Below are 17,592 nucleotides of genomic sequence, written 5' to 3'. Positions count from 1 at the left end.
ACTCTTATACATACAATGAAAAAAGTGATGGTTACTCCCCATCACTTTTTCACTTACTCTATTTTTTCTCTAATCCTTGTCCAAATGCTTTCAAGAAGCTAAAACCAAATGTAATGGCTCTATTGATATCTGGATCTTTTAACACTTTAAAGAAATCCATCACTTTTGTTTTTTTACCACTATTTAATTCATCTGTTGCAAATTGCAATCCTGTAACTAAACTTGACGTAATTTGCTTCGTTATTTCTGGGTCAACTGAAGATAACGCTTCGCCTGCCCCCATCATATTATTTAACGCATTTTTAACGGGTTCACGATTTAATTGCTCCACAGCTATTTTTGAAACATCTTCCTTCGCAGCAAGTAAACTAATTGCCGCATCTAATATACCAGCCTTCTGTAACTGTGCTAAAAGCTGCATCGTTTCTTCTACTGCTTCACGATTATTAGATAACTCATTTAGAAGTTCATCTGCTACTTGCTGTTTCTGTTCTTCCTCTGTTACAACTTTCTTTTTAATTACAGTAATTTCTTTCGCCACTATCTCCGCCCCCTAGTCCACAAGTGATACGTATTGTTTTCTTTGCCATTTTTGCTGGATTTCAACACCGTTTTGCGGATTACGCTTTTTATCTCTCGGGTTTGAAGATGGTAACGGACGATTCCCTTTTTCACGTAGTACACGCATCTTTACCATCGTTTGTTTGTACGCTGGTGTACACGTATAAAGATCTGTCGCCGTTCCAGTTAAAATATTGATTGCCTCTTCATTTACCGTTGCATGCATCGGTAAATATAGCTCTTTCCCCGTTACACGATCTGTAACAAGTGCCTGTACTTTAATTTTCCCAAATGGTGATGCTAATTCTACAAGGCCACCATCTTTCACATTGCGCTCTAGGGCAAGTTCAGGCGAGATTTCAACGAACACTTCAGATACTTTAGATAAAATACCAGCCGATTTATTCGTCATATTCCCTTCGTGGAAATGTTCTAACATACGACCATTATTTAAAAGTAAATCATACTCATCTGGCGCTACAACTGGTGGTACCCATTCATCTAATGATAGACGAGCTAGTTTATCCGGGAAGTTAAATCCGTCCACATATAATAGCGGTGTATCGCTACCATCATGGCTACCCCAACATAAACTATTCCATCCTTCTAAACGATCGTATGTTGCCTGAGAATATAAAGGTGCAAGCGATGCAATTTCATCCATGATTTCACTTGGACTTTCATAATTCCAGTCCCCGCCAAGCGCACGAGCTACTTTTTGTAAAATCCACCAGTCTGGCTTTGAATCACCAAGCGGCTTCAATACTTCATATAATCTTTGAATACGGCGCTCTGTATTCGTAAATGTTCCCTCTTTTTCTAAGCTTGGTGCTGCCGGTAAAATAACATCAGCAAAACGAGCTGTTTTCGATAAGAACATATCTTGAACAACAAGGAAATCTAAATTCGCTAAAATATGTTGTACATGGTTGGCATTCGAATCTACTAAAGCCATTTCTTCACCCATAACATACATACCACGCAGTTTTCCTTCATCTGCCGCAAGTAACATTGCAATATTATTTAAGCCTGGTGCTTTCGGAATTGTAGTACCGTATGCTTTTTCAAATTTCGCACGGAGCGCATCATCTGAAACCGCTTGGTAACCTGGAAGCCAGTTTGGTAATGTTGCCATATCACAAGCGCCTTGTACGTTATTATGTCCGCGTAATGGGTATGCTCCTGCACCAGGACGACGATAGTTACCTGTAACAAGCAATAGATTTGAAATTGCTGCTGAAGTTGTACTTCCTCCAGTATTTTGAGTTACACCCATTCCCCAAAGTACACAAGTACCATCTGCTTCATATACCATACGTGCCATTTCTTTCAGATTTTCTTTCGAAATCCCCGTAATTTCTTCTGTATAATCAAGCGTATACTTTTCTACCATTTTGCTATATTCATCAAAATTCTTCACATTTTCAGCTATGAACTTTTTATCGTGCCAATCTTGATCAATAATATATTTCGTAATACCAGCGAGCCATACGTAATCAGTTCCTTGGCGCGGATGAATAAATAAATCCGCACGCTCTGCCATTTCATGTTTACGAAGATCCGCCACAATTAATTTTTGGTCATGTAATTTATGAGCACGTTTTACACGCGTTGCAAGTACAGGATGTCCTTCTGTCGGATTTGCTCCAACGATAATGACAAGGCCTGCTTCCGCAATATCTTTCACTGTTCCAGCGTCCCCGCCCATACCGACAGTTTTAAATAAACCGTCTGTTGCTGGAGATTGACAATAACGGGAACAGTTGTCTACATTATTCGTTCCATATATTTGACGGGCTAGTTTTTGCATAAGATAATTTTCTTCATTCGTTACTTTCGAAGAAGAAATAAACCCAAATGCATCACTTCCATATTCTGATTTAATATGCTGCATATTGGATGCAACAACTTCAAGAGCCTCTTCCCATGAAGCTTCAACAAACATATCCCCTTGGCGAATTAATGGCTTTGTAATACGATCTTCACTGTTTACAAAATCCCATCCAAATTTGCCTTTTACACATGTGGAAATACCGTTAACCGGCGCATCTGAAACAGGCTGCACTTTCAAAATGTGGCGGTCTTTCGTCCATACTTCAAATGAACAACCTACACCACAAAATGTACAAACTGTTTTTGTTTTATTCACTTTCGTCTTACGCATCGCAGCCTCTACTTCTGAAACTGCTAAAATACTACTATATCCCGGCTCTACATCCTTTACAAAATCAATCATCGGATCTAACACATCCGGTTTCAATCCAGTCATGAATCCAGCTTCACCTAACATTGATTTCTCCATCAACGCATTACATGGACATACTGTTACACATTGCCCGCAACTTACACAAGATGAGTCATTTATACTTACACCATTGTCCCATATAACACGTGGACGGTCTAAGCTCCAGTCTATCGATATTGTTTCATTAACCTGTAAGTTTTGACATACTTCTACACACTGTCCACAAGCAATACATTGATTTGGATCATATCGATAAAACGGATGTGACATATCCACTTCACACGCACTTACTTTTGGCTCATACGGATATTTCTGTTCCTCAATTCCCATCATATGTACTGTATTGTGGACTTTACAGTTACCATTATTGTTATCACAAACGGTACAATACAGTAGATGATTCTCTAATATTCGATCCATTGCCTCAGTCTGTGCCTCTTTTGCACGCTGGGACTGTCTTTCGATATGCATACCGTTCTCTAATTTCGTTGAACAAGCACGCAATAACTTTCCATTTACTTCTACAATACACGTATCACAAGTTTGAATTGGATCTACTTCTGGTACATGACAAATTTGAGGATGTTCCAAATTACTCTCGTTAAATAATTGTAGTATCGTCTTTTCACCTGATGCAGAAAATTCTTTACCATCGACGGTTACACGGACTGTCTGTTCTGCCATAGTTTCCCCTCTCCTTACAACCAACTGTACAACACAATTATGAATCCGTTTTCAAAACCGCATTACTGTACATATTTTTGAAACGCTCTACCAAATACTTTCTTATGAAGTCGATTCTAGATGTTATAAGGTATAACTACGAAAGCTTGAAAATATCACTATTCTACAGTTCTATTATATCGTACATATACAATAATAACCAAAATAATCTGTGATCTTCTTGTTAATAGGTGTTTTTATTTTTCCCATTGTTTTATGATAAATGTGGGAGAGAAATACATATAAAAGGGGAATTAAATATGGGGCCTACGCAAGAGACTTATACAATTGTACGTTATCAATCTGGTACATTTTCAAAACAACTTGACGAGATTGTTACAGAATCTCCTATTACTATTAAATTGAATGGTGAGGAATATGTAACAGTCGTATGCACACCAAATTATATTGAAGATATGGTAATTGGTTTTTTAATTTCTGAGGGGATTATTTCTTCCTATAACGATGTTGAAGAAATATGGGTTCAAAAAGATAACGGAATTGTCCATGTAAAATCATCAAAAGTGAATCCGCTCTATCAAACTTTATATAATAAACGATACATCACTTCTTGCTGCGGAAAAGGTAGACAAGGTTTTATTTTCGTAAACGATGCGGCAAAAGCAAAAGACTTACATGATATACATGTAAAAATTACTCCTGAAGAATGCTTTTACTTAATGAATACGTTACAACAATCTTCCACTACCTTTCGCCAAACCGGCGGTGTTCACAATACCGCGCTCTGTGATCGAAACAAAATCCTCCTATCAAGAATGGATATTGGCAGACATAATGCATTAGATAAAATATATGGTCATTGTTTGCGCAACGATATATCTGTTAAAGGAAAAATTATCGCATTTAGCGGACGTATTTCATCTGAAATTTTACTCAAAGTTTCAAAAATCGGATGTGAAATTGTTCTATCTAAATCTGCCCCAACAAAACTAGCATTGCAACTCGCTCACGATTTAGGCATTACAGTCGTAGGATTTATCAGAAATGAATCCTGCAATATTTACACACATCCACATCGAATTGATGGTTATCAATCGAATAACTAAAATAACTCCTCAATTGAGGAGTTATTTTAGTTATGAAAATGTAATATATTAAAGACTTGAATAGTTAATAAAGTTAATATATAATTTCATTACATATTAAAAAACAAAACATTGTAGCATATATCTTTTCATTCTTTTACAAATTAAAAGAGACTGCTAACAAAACACATACACACTCTTATAAAAGTAATGGATTTATTTTATTTGAAATCGACCAAGGAGGTTACAACTATGGAAATTCGCTTATTAACGACAGAGGACGCAGAAATATATTTAAAAGTTTGTATGGAAGGTTTAACGAAGAACCCGGAAGCTTTTAGCTCTTCCTATGAAGATGTTTTGAAACATGAGGATCCTGTAGCTGCTATGGCAAAACGATTAAGCAATCCGGATAAGTATACTCTAGGGGTCTTCAAAGATGATGATTTAATCGGCATTGCTACTTTAGAAACAAAGCCTTTTATTAAACAAGAACATAAAGCAAAAATCGGTTCCGTTTTCGTTTCCCCAAAAGCGCGTGGCCTTGGAGCAGGACGAGCTCTTATTAAAGCAATTATTGAAAATGCCGATAAATTACATGTAGAACAACTTATGCTCGATGTTGTAGTTGGTAACGATGCAGCAAAAAAATTATATGAGTCATTAGGTTTCCAAACTTACGGCGTACAAGAGCGTTCATTAAAACATAACGGTCAATATTGGGACGAGGAACATATGGTTCTGTTCTTAAATGATTAATACTTCAATATAGTTTTCCAAAAGCATCTTTTTATTAAGAAAGATGCTTTTTTCATTACAACAATGTAATCTTCATGTCACCTTTATCGATCGTACCAAACCTTTCCATTCATTATACTAAAAATATAAAGTGAAACTTTACTCAGTGGGGAACTACATCCCACGCTGATCGCATGTACTTGATATGTAGAGGAGAATGTGACATGAAACAAAACAAACGAGCTATGCTTTTAATATTTACTACAGCAATTGTAACTTCTGGATTAGCAATTTTACCTTGGTTTATTATATGAACACTCCCCCTAACAATGAAAAAAGCTGATTGCTTCTTAAGAAGCAATCAGCTTTTTTTATATTATAAAATCCCCAAAATTTTATTTACGCAACTTATAATAATAACCATAGATACGGCAACGCACATGACAACCGTATTACGATCTTGCTTTTCTTTTTTTGAAATTTCTTCTTTTGAATTCATGTGTATGATCTCCTTTTAAAAAAAGTGTGAGATAGGAAATTTTTCTTATCCGATGCGAGGTGAATACGAAAACCCTCTCTATCTCACATACACAATAGAATGGAATTGTCATTTTATAAATAAAATGACATGACGTTATGTCGCAACATAGGGTATTTTGTGTCGCTACGTTTTCTATTATAAAAAATAGTTGTGCAAAACTAGTGCATTTTTTATGTCAATTACTCTGAGCGAAAAAATCAGCCCTCCATTCAATCACATAAAAAGAGTTTTTTATTATTTTCATGTAAACTATACAAGTAGAATGAACAGTTTGGGGTGCACAAGATTATGGTAAAAATTTTATTAGTAGACGATGAAGAACGTATGTTACGATTATTAGATCTGTTCTTAAGCCCTCGCGGCTATTTTTGTATGAAAGCTACCTCTGGCCTTGAAGCACTAAAATTAATCGAACAAAAAGAATTCGATATTATTTTATTAGATGTTATGATGCCAAGTATGGATGGATGGGATACTTGCTATCAAATTCGTCAAATTTCCAACGTTCCTATCATTATGTTAACAGCTCGCAACCAAAACTACGATATGGTGAAAGGCCTCACGATGGGCGCAGATGATTATATTACAAAACCATTTGATGAGCATGTATTAGTCGCACGAATCGAGGCTATATTACGCCGTACAAAAAAAGATGGCTTTGTTAGTTTCAATGGTATTGAGTGGGATAAAACGAAACATACTGTCACAGTTTATGATGAAAAAATCTCATTAACTCCTATCGAATTTTCGTTACTCGGACTATTTTTACAAAATACAAACCGTGCTTATAGCCGAGATGATTTAATCGAAAAAATTTGGGGCTATGAAACAGATATCGAATATAGAACAATTGACTCACACATTCGTAATATCCGTGATAAACTACGCAAAAAAGGATTTCCGATTGAAGATTACCTAGAAACGGTCTATAAAGTCGGATATAAATGGAAAAGTGAATAATTACTTCGGTCAGTGGGAAATCGTATACCACTGACTCTTTATTATGAATAAGGTATGGTGAAAAAATGAGTAAACTTTCCCTTAAAATTGGGACATACTTTTTAATATTAGCTTTATGTATTGAAACAATTGCTTTCGTATCTTTTTATAAAAGCCTTTCAAAAATGCGTATTGTAGAGGAAACAGATGCTCTTTTAGAGAAAGGTAATCGCTATAGTAAAAAAATTAAAAGCCGCGAGAGACGGGATGAATATTATAAAGAAATGAAACACGCTGAACATAATAAAAATCCTAAACGTCCTGTGTACCCTGAGTTCGATATTACGAATGAGGCTGCACACTTAGTTGAATCGGAATCAATTTCTAACTCCGATATAGCTATCATTATTACTGACCATAACGGCAAAATTATTTCCACCTCAGAACCCGTAACAAAAGATATGCAAAAACAACTTACTTGTAAAACAGAAACTGTCCCAGACGGCGGATTGGTCGTTGAAAGGAACTGGAAAAAATCAAAGTTCATCACAACAGTAAGCCCACTTAACACAACAAAGTTTCAAGGAAAGCTATATATGTTATTAAAAACATCTTTCCTAGAAAATATGTTACTTAAACTCATGAACCAATTTCTTATCATTAGCGTTTTAACAATTATTTTAACAACAATTTCTGTCTTTGTTTTTTCACGCGTTATTACAGAACCACTTGTAAAAATGAAGAGAGCGACAGAAAAAATGTCAAAATTAAACAAGCCAATTCAATTAGGTATTAAACGAAATGATGAACTCGGAAGTTTAGCAAAAACAATTGAAGATTTATCGAGTGAACTTACGTATATGAAAAAAGAGCGCAATGAATTTCTCGCTACTGTCGCTCATGAACTATTAACTCCATTGACCTATATGAAAGGTTATGCGAAGGTAGCAAAGAGAGACTCTTTAACAAAAGAGGAGCGAGAAGAATACTTACAAATTATTGAGGATGAAACGGATAGTGTAACCGATCTCGTCCAAGATTTATTTATGCTTGTACAATTAGAACAACACCAATTTGTTATAAAAAAACAAAAAGTGCTTCTTCAGCCATTTTTAGAACGAATGGTAGAAAAAACAAAAACAACATTAACAAATAAGCAAATGCAACTTCATGTATATTGCAAAGATGATTTAGAAGTTTGTATAGACGAAAGACGTATGGAACAAGTTATGTTAAATTTATTACACAACGCTTATCAACATTCGCCAGAAAACACAGCCATTACGATACGTGTACTCATGGAAACAGATTCTTTTACAATAAGTGTACAAGATGAAGGTGAAGGTATTCCTGAAGAAGATATCCCGCATATTTTTGACCGTTTTTATCGTGTTGATAAATCCAGAACACGAGCTACAGGTGGAAAAGGCATCGGGCTAGCTGTTGCAAAAGAAATTGTAGAATTGCATAACGGTTCTATTCTAGTAACAAGCCAATTAGGAGCGGGAACAAACTTTATAATCGAGCTACCTTTTGAATAATATGCGTGTGAAAACACCAGTAGTAGTAAACACTACTGGTGTTATTTTGTTCATAACAACAGCTCATATAAGCTAAGCTTTTGAAATTATTCTTATTTCAATATAAAATAAAGGTACATTTGCAAAGATTTGGAGGGTGATATAATTGGATATCCATGTATTAACAAAAGACGAAGCAGAAATTTACTTAGAACTTCGCGTAGAAGGTTTAAAGCAAAACCCTGAAGCATTCAGCTCTTCTTATGAAGATATTATTAATAAAGAGTGTGCGATTGAATATAAAGCACAAAAATTAGCACAAGATGAAAACTATACGCTAGGTGCATTTAAAGATGGAAAATTAATCGGGGTTGCAACACTGGAAACGAAACCATATGTAAAACAAGAACATAAAGCTAAAATCGGTTCTGTATATGTATCTCCAAAAGCGCGCGGACTTGGAGCAGGAAAAGCACTTATTAAAGAATGTCTTGAGCTTGCTAAATCTTTAGAAGTAGAACAAGTTATGCTTGATGTTGTTGTTGGCAACGATGGAGCGAAAAAACTTTATGAATCATTAGGTTTTAAAACATTCGGTGTACAAGAACGTTCATTAAAATATAACGGACAATATTGGGACGAAGAGCATATGGTCTTATTCTTAGATGAAAATAAATAATAAAAAACATCCTCATGTTTGGAGGATGTTTTTTACTTTCTTGTAAACCATGCCGTGTGTAATAATTGAATCGCTTTCGCAATTTCTTCCTCTGATAATATCGCAAACCCAAGTAAAACTACATTCTCAGGCGCCGTACCGTCTTTATAGTACGTAGACACAGGATATATTTTGATACTATGTTTCGCAGCTTCTTGAATTAATTCTTCTTCCCGCATTCTATTATGCACTTTTAATAAAATGTGTAATCCCGAATCTTCTCCTATCACTTCAACACGATTAGAGAAATATTTCTCTATTTCAAAAACAAGTCGATCTCTCTTCTTTCGGTAGACGACACGCATTTTATGAATATGTTTTTCCCAATAGCCTTCATTTAAAAATCTTCTAATCACTTCTTGGTCCATTCTTGAAACACTTTGTGTATAAAATAAATATTGCTGTTGATACTTTTTAATTAATTTCTTCGGCAACACCATATAGCTCATCCGTAGCGATGGCAATAATGCTTTAGATAGCGTCCCCATATAAATAACTTTCCCCTCTGTATCTAACCCTTGCAGCGCCGGTATAGGCTTTCCAGAATAGCGAAATTCACTATCATAATCATCTTCAATAATATACCTGCTCTCTTCTTTCTTGGCCCATTGTAAAAGTTGCATCCTTCTCGTAATAGGCATAATCATTCCATACGGAAACTGATGGGAAGGTGTAACAAATACAACATTCGCATTGCTATTTTCTAAATCTGCAATACAAATTCCATCTCTATCTAAAGATAACATTTGGACTCTTGCTTCTCCCTGTTCAAAAACAACCATCTTTCTATGATACCCTGGGTTTTCAACTGCATAATTGCTTCCCTTTAACAATTGAAACAACAGTTTCACTAATATTTGTGTTCCCGCTCCTAATACAATTTGACTAGCTGAACAACGTACACCTCTAGATTCATACAAATAATTCGTAATCTCTTCTCTTAAGCTCGCTTCTCCTTGAGGGTGTCCTAGAAAGAGAAGTTCGTTATTATGCGGCTGCCATATTTCATTTACTATTTTCCGATACATATTGAATGGAAAAGCATTTGTATCAATTCCTGTTTGTGTAAAATCAAATTTATAACTCTTCTCCTGAAACGGTACTTCTTCTATTCTCTCTCCGCTATCCTCTACATGAGCCATTTGCTCAATCTTGCATACAAAATAACCTTTTCTCGATATTGACTCAATATAACCTTCTGCAAGTAATTGTTCGTACGCTGCCTCTACTGTATTTTTACTTACTTGTAAATGTATCGCTAACTTTCGCTTAGCCGGTAATTTCGTAAAAGGGACAATTGATCCATCTTTAATCTCTTTTTTTATATACTCATACAATTGCACATATAATGCCTTTTTACTATTCATATTTAAATTAGGCGTTAATTCTAACATAGTATCTGACCCCTTAATAAAACTAAAATCTGATACTTTTTACAGTACCAGAAGTTATATATAATTCCTATTATCATGTCACACATAAAAAATCAAATACCGGAGAGGAGAAACATGATAATGAACAATGGTAGACGTATCGGACTTATTATGATTATTACAGGGGCTACATTATGGGGATTATCTGGTCCAATGATTCAGTGGCTATTTCAGCATACTAATGTATCCTCAATTGATTTTTTAACAATTCGATTGTTGCTTGCAGGAATATTTATTTTGTCTTTCTTACTTATAAAGAAACAAAATATATTTCAAATTTGGAAACACCCTAGATATTCTATACAACTTATTATTTTTTCTATTCTCGGCATGCTCGGTGCGCAATACGCCTTTATCGAAACGGTTCATATTAGTAATGCAGTCACAGCAACGCTATTTCAATTTCTAGGTCCTGTTCTTATTACCATGTATGTTGCATTTGAACAAAGAAAATTCCCTGCTTCCATGCAACTATTCGCAATTATAGCCGCGCTAATAGGAACATACTTTATTATTACAAATGGCTCAATTGAAAATATTGTTTTATCCAAAGAAGCTATTATTTTTGGACTATTAACAGCAATCGGATTTGCATTTTATACCCTTCATCCGGCTTCTCTCATTAAAGAATGCGGGACAACTGTAGTAATTGGTTGGGGGATGTTAATCGGAGGAATTGCACTACTTATTTATAATCGTTCATTCGGGTGGAATCAATTTTCACAAACCCTTACACTAAAAACTTTTTCTATGCTTATTCTTATCATTATTAGTGGTACCCTTTCTTTCCTTCTATATATCGGTAGTCTTAAATATTTAGCAGCAACAGAAACAAGCATTTTATCTAGCATTGAACCCCTTGTAGCTGCCATCGTTTCAATCACTTGGCTAAATGAATCTTTTGGAACATATCAATTATTAGGCGGCGTATGTATCGTTCTGTCCGTTATTTTTTTGACGATGCCTCAAAAAGAAACCGAACCAACCTATACAACGGAACAAATATAAAATGAAACTTTAATTAGTGGGGACTATCTCCCACTAATTATTAACCTACACCAATCGGGCTTTTACGGGATAAAAATGTCAAAAGAGGTCGTACAAAACTTACGACCTCTTTTTATACTTTAAAGGAATTGTCCCGCCTTCTAGCAAATACAATTACACTAACAATAAAAACTAGGAGTGTGGCACCATGAAAAAAACTAGGAGTGTGGCACCATGAAAAAAATCGGAACTATGCTACTTCTCTCCTTCCTCATCACTGGATGCACACAAACGCAACCGGATTCAAAAGAACAAAAAAAAGACGTAATAGCAACGTCATCCACTCAAGTGAACGCACCTTCCTTCTTTCACCTTAGTGTTTTAAAAGATGTAAATTGGAAAGAAACACCTTCTTTCGTAGAAGGAAAAATGCCTTTAAAAGGCATCGAAGGTAAAGTCGCAATGGCTGATAGTCCTATTATCGCAAATGAACAAAATGAAATAATGTGGCACTTTCTAGATTCTGAAATACCAACTGGAAAATTGTCTATTATTGCGCTAAAACAAGGATCTGTAACTCCGACACAAGTACTCTTTCAAAAAGAAACTTCCAAACAAACTTGGACTACTTCAAATACAATCGATTCTACTACAAACGAACTCCCTCTCACTATGTCACTACCTTCATCTGGATTATGGTTATTAAATATATATGTGAATGAAAAATATTATGATCAGTTTGTAATCACTGCTGAGTAAAGTGACAAAAATAAACCACTTTCTTACAACAATGTAATTTCTACGTCATGTACTTCGATAGTTGAATTATCTCTCTTCTCTTATACTTAAAGTAAGAAATGAAACGAGGAGAGATGAGAGATGAAAAAAATGATAGAAGTGATCGTAGCAGTAACTGAGGTTTTAGTGAATGGTAAACAAGTTGCAATGGAATTAAATAAATAATGAAGAAACATAAATAATTCTACACTTCTTCATTATTTTGATTTCTTATCTCAAAAAAGCAGTGCCTTTTAGGCACTGCTTTTCGCTATTAATAACGTGGTATTTTCGTAATTTGTGCCACGCCTGAATCAATAGCTGCTTTCGCTACTGCTTCTGCAACACTTGGAACAACTCTTTTATCTAATGGATTCGGGATTACATAATTCGCATTACGTTCTTCATCAGTAATGATGTTAGCGATCCCATATGCTGCCGCTAATTTCATCTCTTCTGTAATATCAGTTGCGCGCACATCTAACGCACCGCGGAATATTCCGGGAAACGCCAATACATTATTTACTTGATTCGCATAATCCGAGCGTCCAGTTCCTACTACAGCTGCCCCAGCCTCTAATGCATCCTCAGGGAAGATTTCTGGAATTGGATTCGCCATTGCAAACACAATTGCTTTCTCATTCATCGTCTGTACAAGTTCTTTCGTTAATACGTTAGGAGCAGATACGCCAATAAAAATATCAGCTTGGTGAATTGCTTCTTTTAACGTTCCACGCACATGTTCACGATTTGTCTTTTTTGAAACTTCAATTTGTGCTTCGTTCATCCATGTTTCACCTTCACAAACAATACCTTCTAGGCTAACTAACGTAATGTGCTTTGCACCAGCCTTTAATAATAATTTTCCAATTGCAATTCCTGCCGAACCCGCACCGTTAATAACGATTTTCACATTATCCATTTGTTTGCTAACAACTTTTAATGCATTAATAACAGCTGCTAAAACGACAATAGCTGTTCCATGTTGATCATCATGGAATACAGGAATATTCGTCTCTTCTTTTAATCGTTTTTCAATTTCAAAACAACGTGGTGCTGCAATATCTTCTAAATTAATCCCTGCAAATGTAGGCTCTAAATTTTTCACAAGGGTAACGATTTCATCTACATCCGTTGTGCCTAAACATAATGGGAAAGCATCTACATTCGCAAACTTCTTAAACAAAATACTTTTTCCTTCCATAACAGGCATAGCCGCTTTCGGTCCAATGTTTCCTAAACCGAGTACCGCTGTTCCATCTGAAACAACTGCCACCATATTGCCACGTGCTGTATAGTCATACACTGTTTCTTCATCTGCCGCAATTGCTTTACAAGACTCCGCTACACCTGGTGTATACGTCAGGCTTAAATCATCCGCTGAATTTACCTCCACTTTACTTGTAATTTCAATTTTCCCTACTAATTCTTTATGCAATAACAATGATCTTTCATTAATTTGATTTGCTAACATACTTATAATCTCCCCTTAATTTGACAAGCTAGCTATATGAATATAGCTAGCTTGTTTGATCATGAAAACATTTTTAATAATATTGTCGCCGTTACAACCATTGCCGCCCCGCCTAAACGAGTTGAAATTTGCGCGAACGGCATTAATTCCATACGATTTGAAGCCGATAAAATAGCAACATCTCCAGTTCCGCCTAAACCGCTATGACATCCAGTTACAATCGCCGATTCAACTGGATACATCTTCATCACTTTCCCTACAAGAAAACCTGATGCTACCATTGTAAGAACAACCGATGCGCACACAACAACATATCCTACTGAAAGAACTGCTGCTACGTCTTTTAACGGAATATATAGCAATCCTAATCCAACCATTAAAGGCCAAGTTAAATTCTTCGAAATAAATTTATATAAATGGAATGCTCCTTGCTCCATTTTTGCTGGCATTAATTTAAAGTATTTCACAAGTGCTGCTGAAAAAATCATAATGATTGCCCCAGGAATACCGATGAACTTAGAAGCAAATCCTCCAAAGATGAAGAACGTACACGCAATTAATAAACCTGCTCCCATTAATGAGAAGTCAATTGGCTTCTCTGTATTTTGTTCTTTTAATAATTCTGCTTGATTGTCTGTTTTCACTAATACACCGTTACCACTAAGCTCCGGTTTCTTCTCACCTAAACGCTTCATATACCCTGCACTTACAATTGCGAACATATTTCCAATAATAGCTGCTGGAATAAGCTGTGATACAAACGTCGCTGATGATTCATTTAAAATATCACTATAAGCTAGCGACAATGGTAAAATCCCTTCCCCGATACCACCACTCACAATTGGTACGATGATAAAGAAGAATGTGTGCTTCATTTCAAATCCAAATAATGAACCGACCAATAACCCTACTGCTACAGAAGCTAACGTCCCTACTACTAAAGGAATAAACATGCGAACGAAACCTTGTACTAACACTTTACGGTTCATTCCTAAAATACTTCCGACTACTAAACAAGAAATATATAAATATAAAAAGTTCGATTTTTTCATTAACATAGTCGCAGCTTCCATTGAAGCTGGATTCATCCAGTTAAAAAATACAAGTAATGATGGAATAAATAACGAAAGTATTGCTGGACCGCCGATATTTTTTAAAATTGGAATTCTCATCCCAATATCGCCTAAGAAAATCCCCATGATCATAATAACTGCAAATCCACCAATCATATCTGCTGGCAATTTATTATATACAGATGCCCCATAAATAATAGCAGCCAATACTACATATAACGGTAAAGGTATAACACCGATTTTTACATTCATAATTTTAGAAGCGAAAGATTCTCTTTGTACTTCATTTCCTTCAGAAAATGATACCGCTTCCACATTCTTTTGAATTCCCATATGGCACCCCCTCGTTTTCTTAATAACAATATTAAAACGCTTTCAATAGTAAAAATAGTTTTTGTAAGTTTTGTAATTGATTTTGTAATTAAAAAAAGTATAAGCGACTTATATTAAGTCGCTTATACGTAAAACTCTATTTTCTTTTGATCAACACATCTTAATTTACTTACAGGTCTGCCCACATGTTGGTACATCATTTCGTTTTCTAACACTCCAATGTCAGTCAAAAACATTACATATTTTCGAATAGAAACTCTTGAAATTCCAACTAATTGTGCCATTTCATCTGTTGTAAACACTCTTCCATTCAACGACTCGATCTTCTGCCAAATTAATTGCAACGTTTGCTTCGTTAACCCTTTCGGAAGCTCTTTCGTGACAGTAGGCTCCCTTTTTTCTTTTTGTAAAATTAACGAATCTAATTCCGATTGACTAATTTTTTGTTGTTCTTTCATGAAAGTAAGTTTTTCTCGATATATAGTTAATGCCTCTTTAAATCGTTCAAATGTAAATGGTTTAATTAAATAATCTACTACACCATATTGTAATGCTTTTTTAATACTTCCCATATCATGTACAGCTGAAATCATTATAATATCAATTTCTTTTTCTTGGTTCCGGATATACATTAAAAGCTCAAAACCAGTCTCTTCAGGCATAAAAATATCAAGTAATACTAAATCTACTCGTGATTTCTCTAATATTTCGATCGCCGACTTTACTGAGTTAACTGCTTGAACAAGTTCAAATCCTCCTACTTGCTCTAAATAATGCGTATTTAGCATTGCTACCATCGGGTCATCTTCTACAATTAAAACTTTAATCATATTTGCCTCTCATCCCTACCTTTAGGTATTTCAATTGTTATCGTTGTTCCCTTACCTACTAATGAATGCATATGAATTTCTCCATTTATTCGCTGTATACTTTCTTTTACAAGATACAAACCATAACCGCGGTTATCTCCCTTTGTGGAATAACCTTTCGTAAATAATTGCTCTATTTCTTTTTCTTGTATACCTTTTCCCGTATCTTGTACTGTAATAGTTAGTATATCCCCATGTTGTATCTTAACTTCAACTCGCTTCTTTTCACAATTCGTAACTGCCTCTAATGCATTATCAATTAAATTTCCGACAATCGTAATAAGTTCATGAGTAATACTTTCATCATCTATTTCCGGCATATAAGAATCTTCACTTATAATTAATTTTATATTTTTCTCTCTAGCATAGCTGAGCTTACCTAGTAAAAAACCAGCAAATACTGGACTTTTTATTCTTTTCATAACTCCACCAATTTCATATTGATGCTCTGATACCATGCCGCTTATATACTTCTGTAATTCTTCATACTGCTTCATATGTGTAAGCCCTAATACGACATGCATCTTATTCATAAACTCATGAGATTGTGCCCGTAATGCTTCTGCATATAGTCTAATACCAGTTAGTTCCTCTGCTAGTTTTCTAATCTCTGTTTTATCACGAAATGTTGCAATTGCACCAACTATTTCTCCTTTTACATATAAAGGAACTCGATTCGTCACAATCGTAATTCCATAAATATTTTGTTCTTCGTTTAATTGTACTTCTCCCGTTTGCAATACTTCTTTTATACGTGAATTTGGCATATACAACTCAACATCTTTACCGATAAAATCTTCTTCAAGTCCGCTTTTTTTAAATAGACGTTTCGCTTCATTATTAATTAATGTTACTCTAGCCTCTTTATCTACAGCAATAATACCTTCCTTTACAGATTGTAGCATCGTATTTCTTTCTTCAAGAATTTTTGCTATCCTGTGCGGCTCAAGACCGAATAAACTTTTCTTTATATGTCTAGCTAGCAATATTGCTCCTATAATTCCGACTAATACACCAACTCCGACACCAATATAAATGATATGTCTACTTTCCTTAACTCTCTCTTTTACATTATCTGCTGAAATACCAACAGCCACAGCTCCAAGTTGTTCACCTGTTTCAGAAAATATTGGTACAAACACTCGCATGGAAATACCTAAAGTTCCTTCTGCTAACGATACATGTTCTTTTCCTTTCAATGCAGGCCCTTCATCTCCCCCAATAAAATGATGCCCTATTTTTTGAGGATTTGGATGTGACTTTCTTATTCCATTCATGTCCATAACTACAATAAACTGAACACCTGTGTTTTGTAATATTCTATTTGTATACGTTTGGATTGCAGAGGTATCTGCTTTCCCAACCAAACCATCGATTACAATCGAATCATTCGCCACAATGTGTGCAATTGTTTTTGCCTTCTCTGCTTGGCTATCCTCCGTCGTCCGTTCTACATTATGACTAATTAATATATCTGTCACAAGTAAAGAAAAAATTACAACTGTACAAACTAACAATGTAATCGTTTTCCATAAATTCCATAGTCTTTTTCTTTTTTTCATCCCGTTAATGACTCCCCTAATTGCTGAATAGAAAAATAAGTAAGGTGATATTA

Annotated in this window: 15 protein-coding genes; 7 read left to right on the top strand and 8 right to left on the bottom strand. The window is 35.2% G+C overall.

From position 1 onward, the window contains the following. Nucleotides 1-58: 58 nt before the first annotated feature. Both ACS2QP_RS12500 and fdhF read right to left on the bottom strand, forming a co-directional pair. Nucleotides 59-541, bottom strand: a complete 483-nt coding sequence (locus tag ACS2QP_RS12500) for a DUF1641 domain-containing protein (RefSeq protein WP_001040540.1) — start codon at nucleotides 539-541, stop codon at nucleotides 59-61. 12 nt (nucleotides 542-553) lie between these two features. Then, a complete protein-coding gene (gene fdhF, locus ACS2QP_RS12495) occupies nucleotides 554-3,490 on the bottom strand; it encodes a formate dehydrogenase subunit alpha (RefSeq protein WP_000840663.1) in 2,937 nt (978 codons plus the stop codon). 299 nt (nucleotides 3,491-3,789) lie between these two features. Between fdhF and fdhD the strand changes: the two genes are divergently transcribed. Together fdhD and ACS2QP_RS12485 are read left to right on the top strand one after the other, a co-directional pair. Beyond that, nucleotides 3,790-4,596 carry a formate dehydrogenase accessory sulfurtransferase FdhD gene (gene fdhD / locus ACS2QP_RS12490; protein ID WP_016125451.1) on the top strand — a complete coding sequence of 269 codons (807 nt, stop codon included), beginning with the start codon at nucleotides 3,790-3,792 and terminating at the stop codon, nucleotides 4,594-4,596. 231 nt (nucleotides 4,597-4,827) lie between these two features. Next, complete coding sequence (locus tag ACS2QP_RS12485; protein ID WP_016125450.1) at nucleotides 4,828-5,334, top strand: GNAT family N-acetyltransferase; 507 nt, start codon at nucleotides 4,828-4,830, stop codon at nucleotides 5,332-5,334. 355 nt (nucleotides 5,335-5,689) lie between these two features. On the opposite strand, the gene ACS2QP_RS12480 is transcribed toward ACS2QP_RS12485, so the two are convergent. Next, nucleotides 5,690-5,812: a hypothetical protein gene (locus ACS2QP_RS12480; protein ID WP_001085006.1), complete on the bottom strand. Its 123-nt coding sequence runs from the start codon at nucleotides 5,810-5,812 to the stop codon at nucleotides 5,690-5,692. Between the two features lie 330 nt (nucleotides 5,813-6,142). Between ACS2QP_RS12480 and ACS2QP_RS12475 the strand changes: the two genes are divergently transcribed. From ACS2QP_RS12475 to ACS2QP_RS12465, 3 genes are all read left to right on the top strand, one after another. After that, nucleotides 6,143-6,814: a response regulator transcription factor gene (locus ACS2QP_RS12475; RefSeq protein WP_000238957.1), complete on the top strand. Its 672-nt coding sequence runs from the start codon at nucleotides 6,143-6,145 to the stop codon at nucleotides 6,812-6,814. A gap of 65 nt (nucleotides 6,815-6,879) precedes the next feature. Then, nucleotides 6,880-8,334 (top strand): HAMP domain-containing sensor histidine kinase, encoded by a 1,455-nt coding sequence (locus ACS2QP_RS12470; protein ID WP_438882469.1) that lies wholly within the window; start codon nucleotides 6,880-6,882, stop codon nucleotides 8,332-8,334. 145 nt (nucleotides 8,335-8,479) lie between these two features. After that, the gene (locus ACS2QP_RS12465; protein ID WP_000351212.1) at nucleotides 8,480-8,992 is read left to right on the top strand and encodes a GNAT family N-acetyltransferase; all 513 of its coding nucleotides are present in this window, start codon (nucleotides 8,480-8,482) and stop codon (nucleotides 8,990-8,992) included. A 32-nt stretch (nucleotides 8,993-9,024) separates the two neighbouring features. Here ACS2QP_RS12465 and ACS2QP_RS12460 read toward each other — a convergent pair whose 3' ends face one another. Beyond that, the gene (locus tag ACS2QP_RS12460; RefSeq protein WP_065211573.1) at nucleotides 9,025-10,425 is read right to left on the bottom strand and encodes a PLP-dependent aminotransferase family protein; all 1,401 of its coding nucleotides are present in this window, start codon (nucleotides 10,423-10,425) and stop codon (nucleotides 9,025-9,027) included. Nucleotides 10,426-10,545: 120 nt separating this feature from the next. On the opposite strand from ACS2QP_RS12460, the gene ACS2QP_RS12455 reads away from it, so the two are divergent. Both ACS2QP_RS12455 and ACS2QP_RS12450 read left to right on the top strand, forming a co-directional pair. Then, on the top strand, nucleotides 10,546-11,472 hold the full coding sequence (locus tag ACS2QP_RS12455) for a DMT family transporter (protein WP_001059054.1): 927 nt from the start codon (nucleotides 10,546-10,548) through the stop codon (nucleotides 11,470-11,472). Nucleotides 11,473-11,685: 213 nt separating this feature from the next. Further along, entirely contained in the window at nucleotides 11,686-12,210 is a 525-nt protein-coding gene (locus tag ACS2QP_RS12450) for a DUF4871 domain-containing protein (protein WP_119682933.1), read from the top strand. Nucleotides 12,211-12,502: 292 nt separating this feature from the next. On the opposite strand, the gene ACS2QP_RS12445 is transcribed toward ACS2QP_RS12450, so the two are convergent. The 4 genes from ACS2QP_RS12445 to ACS2QP_RS12430 form a co-directional block, all read right to left on the bottom strand. After that, on the bottom strand, nucleotides 12,503-13,702 hold the full coding sequence (locus ACS2QP_RS12445; protein ID WP_000880780.1) for an NAD(P)-dependent malic enzyme: 1,200 nt from the start codon (nucleotides 13,700-13,702) through the stop codon (nucleotides 12,503-12,505). Between the two features lie 59 nt (nucleotides 13,703-13,761). Then, nucleotides 13,762-15,108, bottom strand: a complete 1,347-nt coding sequence (locus tag ACS2QP_RS12440) for a 2-hydroxycarboxylate transporter family protein (protein WP_000512722.1) — start codon at nucleotides 15,106-15,108, stop codon at nucleotides 13,762-13,764. A gap of 122 nt (nucleotides 15,109-15,230) precedes the next feature. Further along, entirely contained in the window at nucleotides 15,231-15,938 is a 708-nt protein-coding gene (locus ACS2QP_RS12435; RefSeq protein WP_000598666.1) for a response regulator, read from the bottom strand. After that, nucleotides 15,935-17,539, bottom strand: coding sequence for a sensor histidine kinase (locus ACS2QP_RS12430; RefSeq protein ID WP_000746421.1), 1,605 nt, complete (start codon nucleotides 17,537-17,539; stop codon nucleotides 15,935-15,937). The genes ACS2QP_RS12435 and ACS2QP_RS12430 overlap by 4 nt, the downstream gene beginning before the upstream one ends. Nucleotides 17,540-17,592: the final 53 nt, after the last annotated feature.

Source organism: Bacillus cereus group sp. Bce019 (assembly GCF_051781745.1).
Lineage (GTDB): Bacteria > Bacillota > Bacilli > Bacillales > Bacillaceae_G > Bacillus_A > Bacillus_A cereus.
This window is presented reverse-complemented; position numbering and strand designations above follow the sequence as displayed.

What these genes read in the sequence shown, in the direction of transcription:
- fdhF (WP_000840663.1), bottom strand. Translation starts at nt 3,490, where the DNA reads ATGGCAGAACAGACAGTCCGTGTAACCGTCGATGGTAAAGAATTTTCT.
- fdhD (WP_016125451.1), top strand. Translation starts at nt 3,790, where the DNA reads ATGGGGCCTACGCAAGAGACTTATACAATTGTACGTTATCAATCTGGT.
- ACS2QP_RS12485 (WP_016125450.1), top strand. Translation starts at nt 4,828, where the DNA reads ATGGAAATTCGCTTATTAACGACAGAGGACGCAGAAATATATTTAAAA.
- ACS2QP_RS12480 (WP_001085006.1), bottom strand. Translation starts at nt 5,812, where the DNA reads ATGAATTCAAAAGAAGAAATTTCAAAAAAAGAAAAGCAAGATCGTAAT.
- ACS2QP_RS12475 (WP_000238957.1), top strand. Translation starts at nt 6,143, where the DNA reads ATGGTAAAAATTTTATTAGTAGACGATGAAGAACGTATGTTACGATTA.
- ACS2QP_RS12470 (WP_438882469.1), top strand. Translation starts at nt 6,880, where the DNA reads ATGAGTAAACTTTCCCTTAAAATTGGGACATACTTTTTAATATTAGCT.
- ACS2QP_RS12460 (WP_065211573.1), bottom strand. Translation starts at nt 10,425, where the DNA reads ATGTTAGAATTAACGCCTAATTTAAATATGAATAGTAAAAAGGCATTA.
- ACS2QP_RS12455 (WP_001059054.1), top strand. Translation starts at nt 10,546, where the DNA reads ATGAACAATGGTAGACGTATCGGACTTATTATGATTATTACAGGGGCT.
- ACS2QP_RS12450 (WP_119682933.1), top strand. Translation starts at nt 11,686, where the DNA reads ATGAAAAAAATCGGAACTATGCTACTTCTCTCCTTCCTCATCACTGGA.
- ACS2QP_RS12445 (WP_000880780.1), bottom strand. Translation starts at nt 13,702, where the DNA reads ATGTTAGCAAATCAAATTAATGAAAGATCATTGTTATTGCATAAAGAA.
- ACS2QP_RS12440 (WP_000512722.1), bottom strand. Translation starts at nt 15,108, where the DNA reads ATGGGAATTCAAAAGAATGTGGAAGCGGTATCATTTTCTGAAGGAAAT.
- ACS2QP_RS12435 (WP_000598666.1), bottom strand. Translation starts at nt 15,938, where the DNA reads ATGATTAAAGTTTTAATTGTAGAAGATGACCCGATGGTAGCAATGCTA.
- ACS2QP_RS12430 (WP_000746421.1), bottom strand. Translation starts at nt 17,539, where the DNA reads ATGAAAAAAAGAAAAAGACTATGGAATTTATGGAAAACGATTACATTG.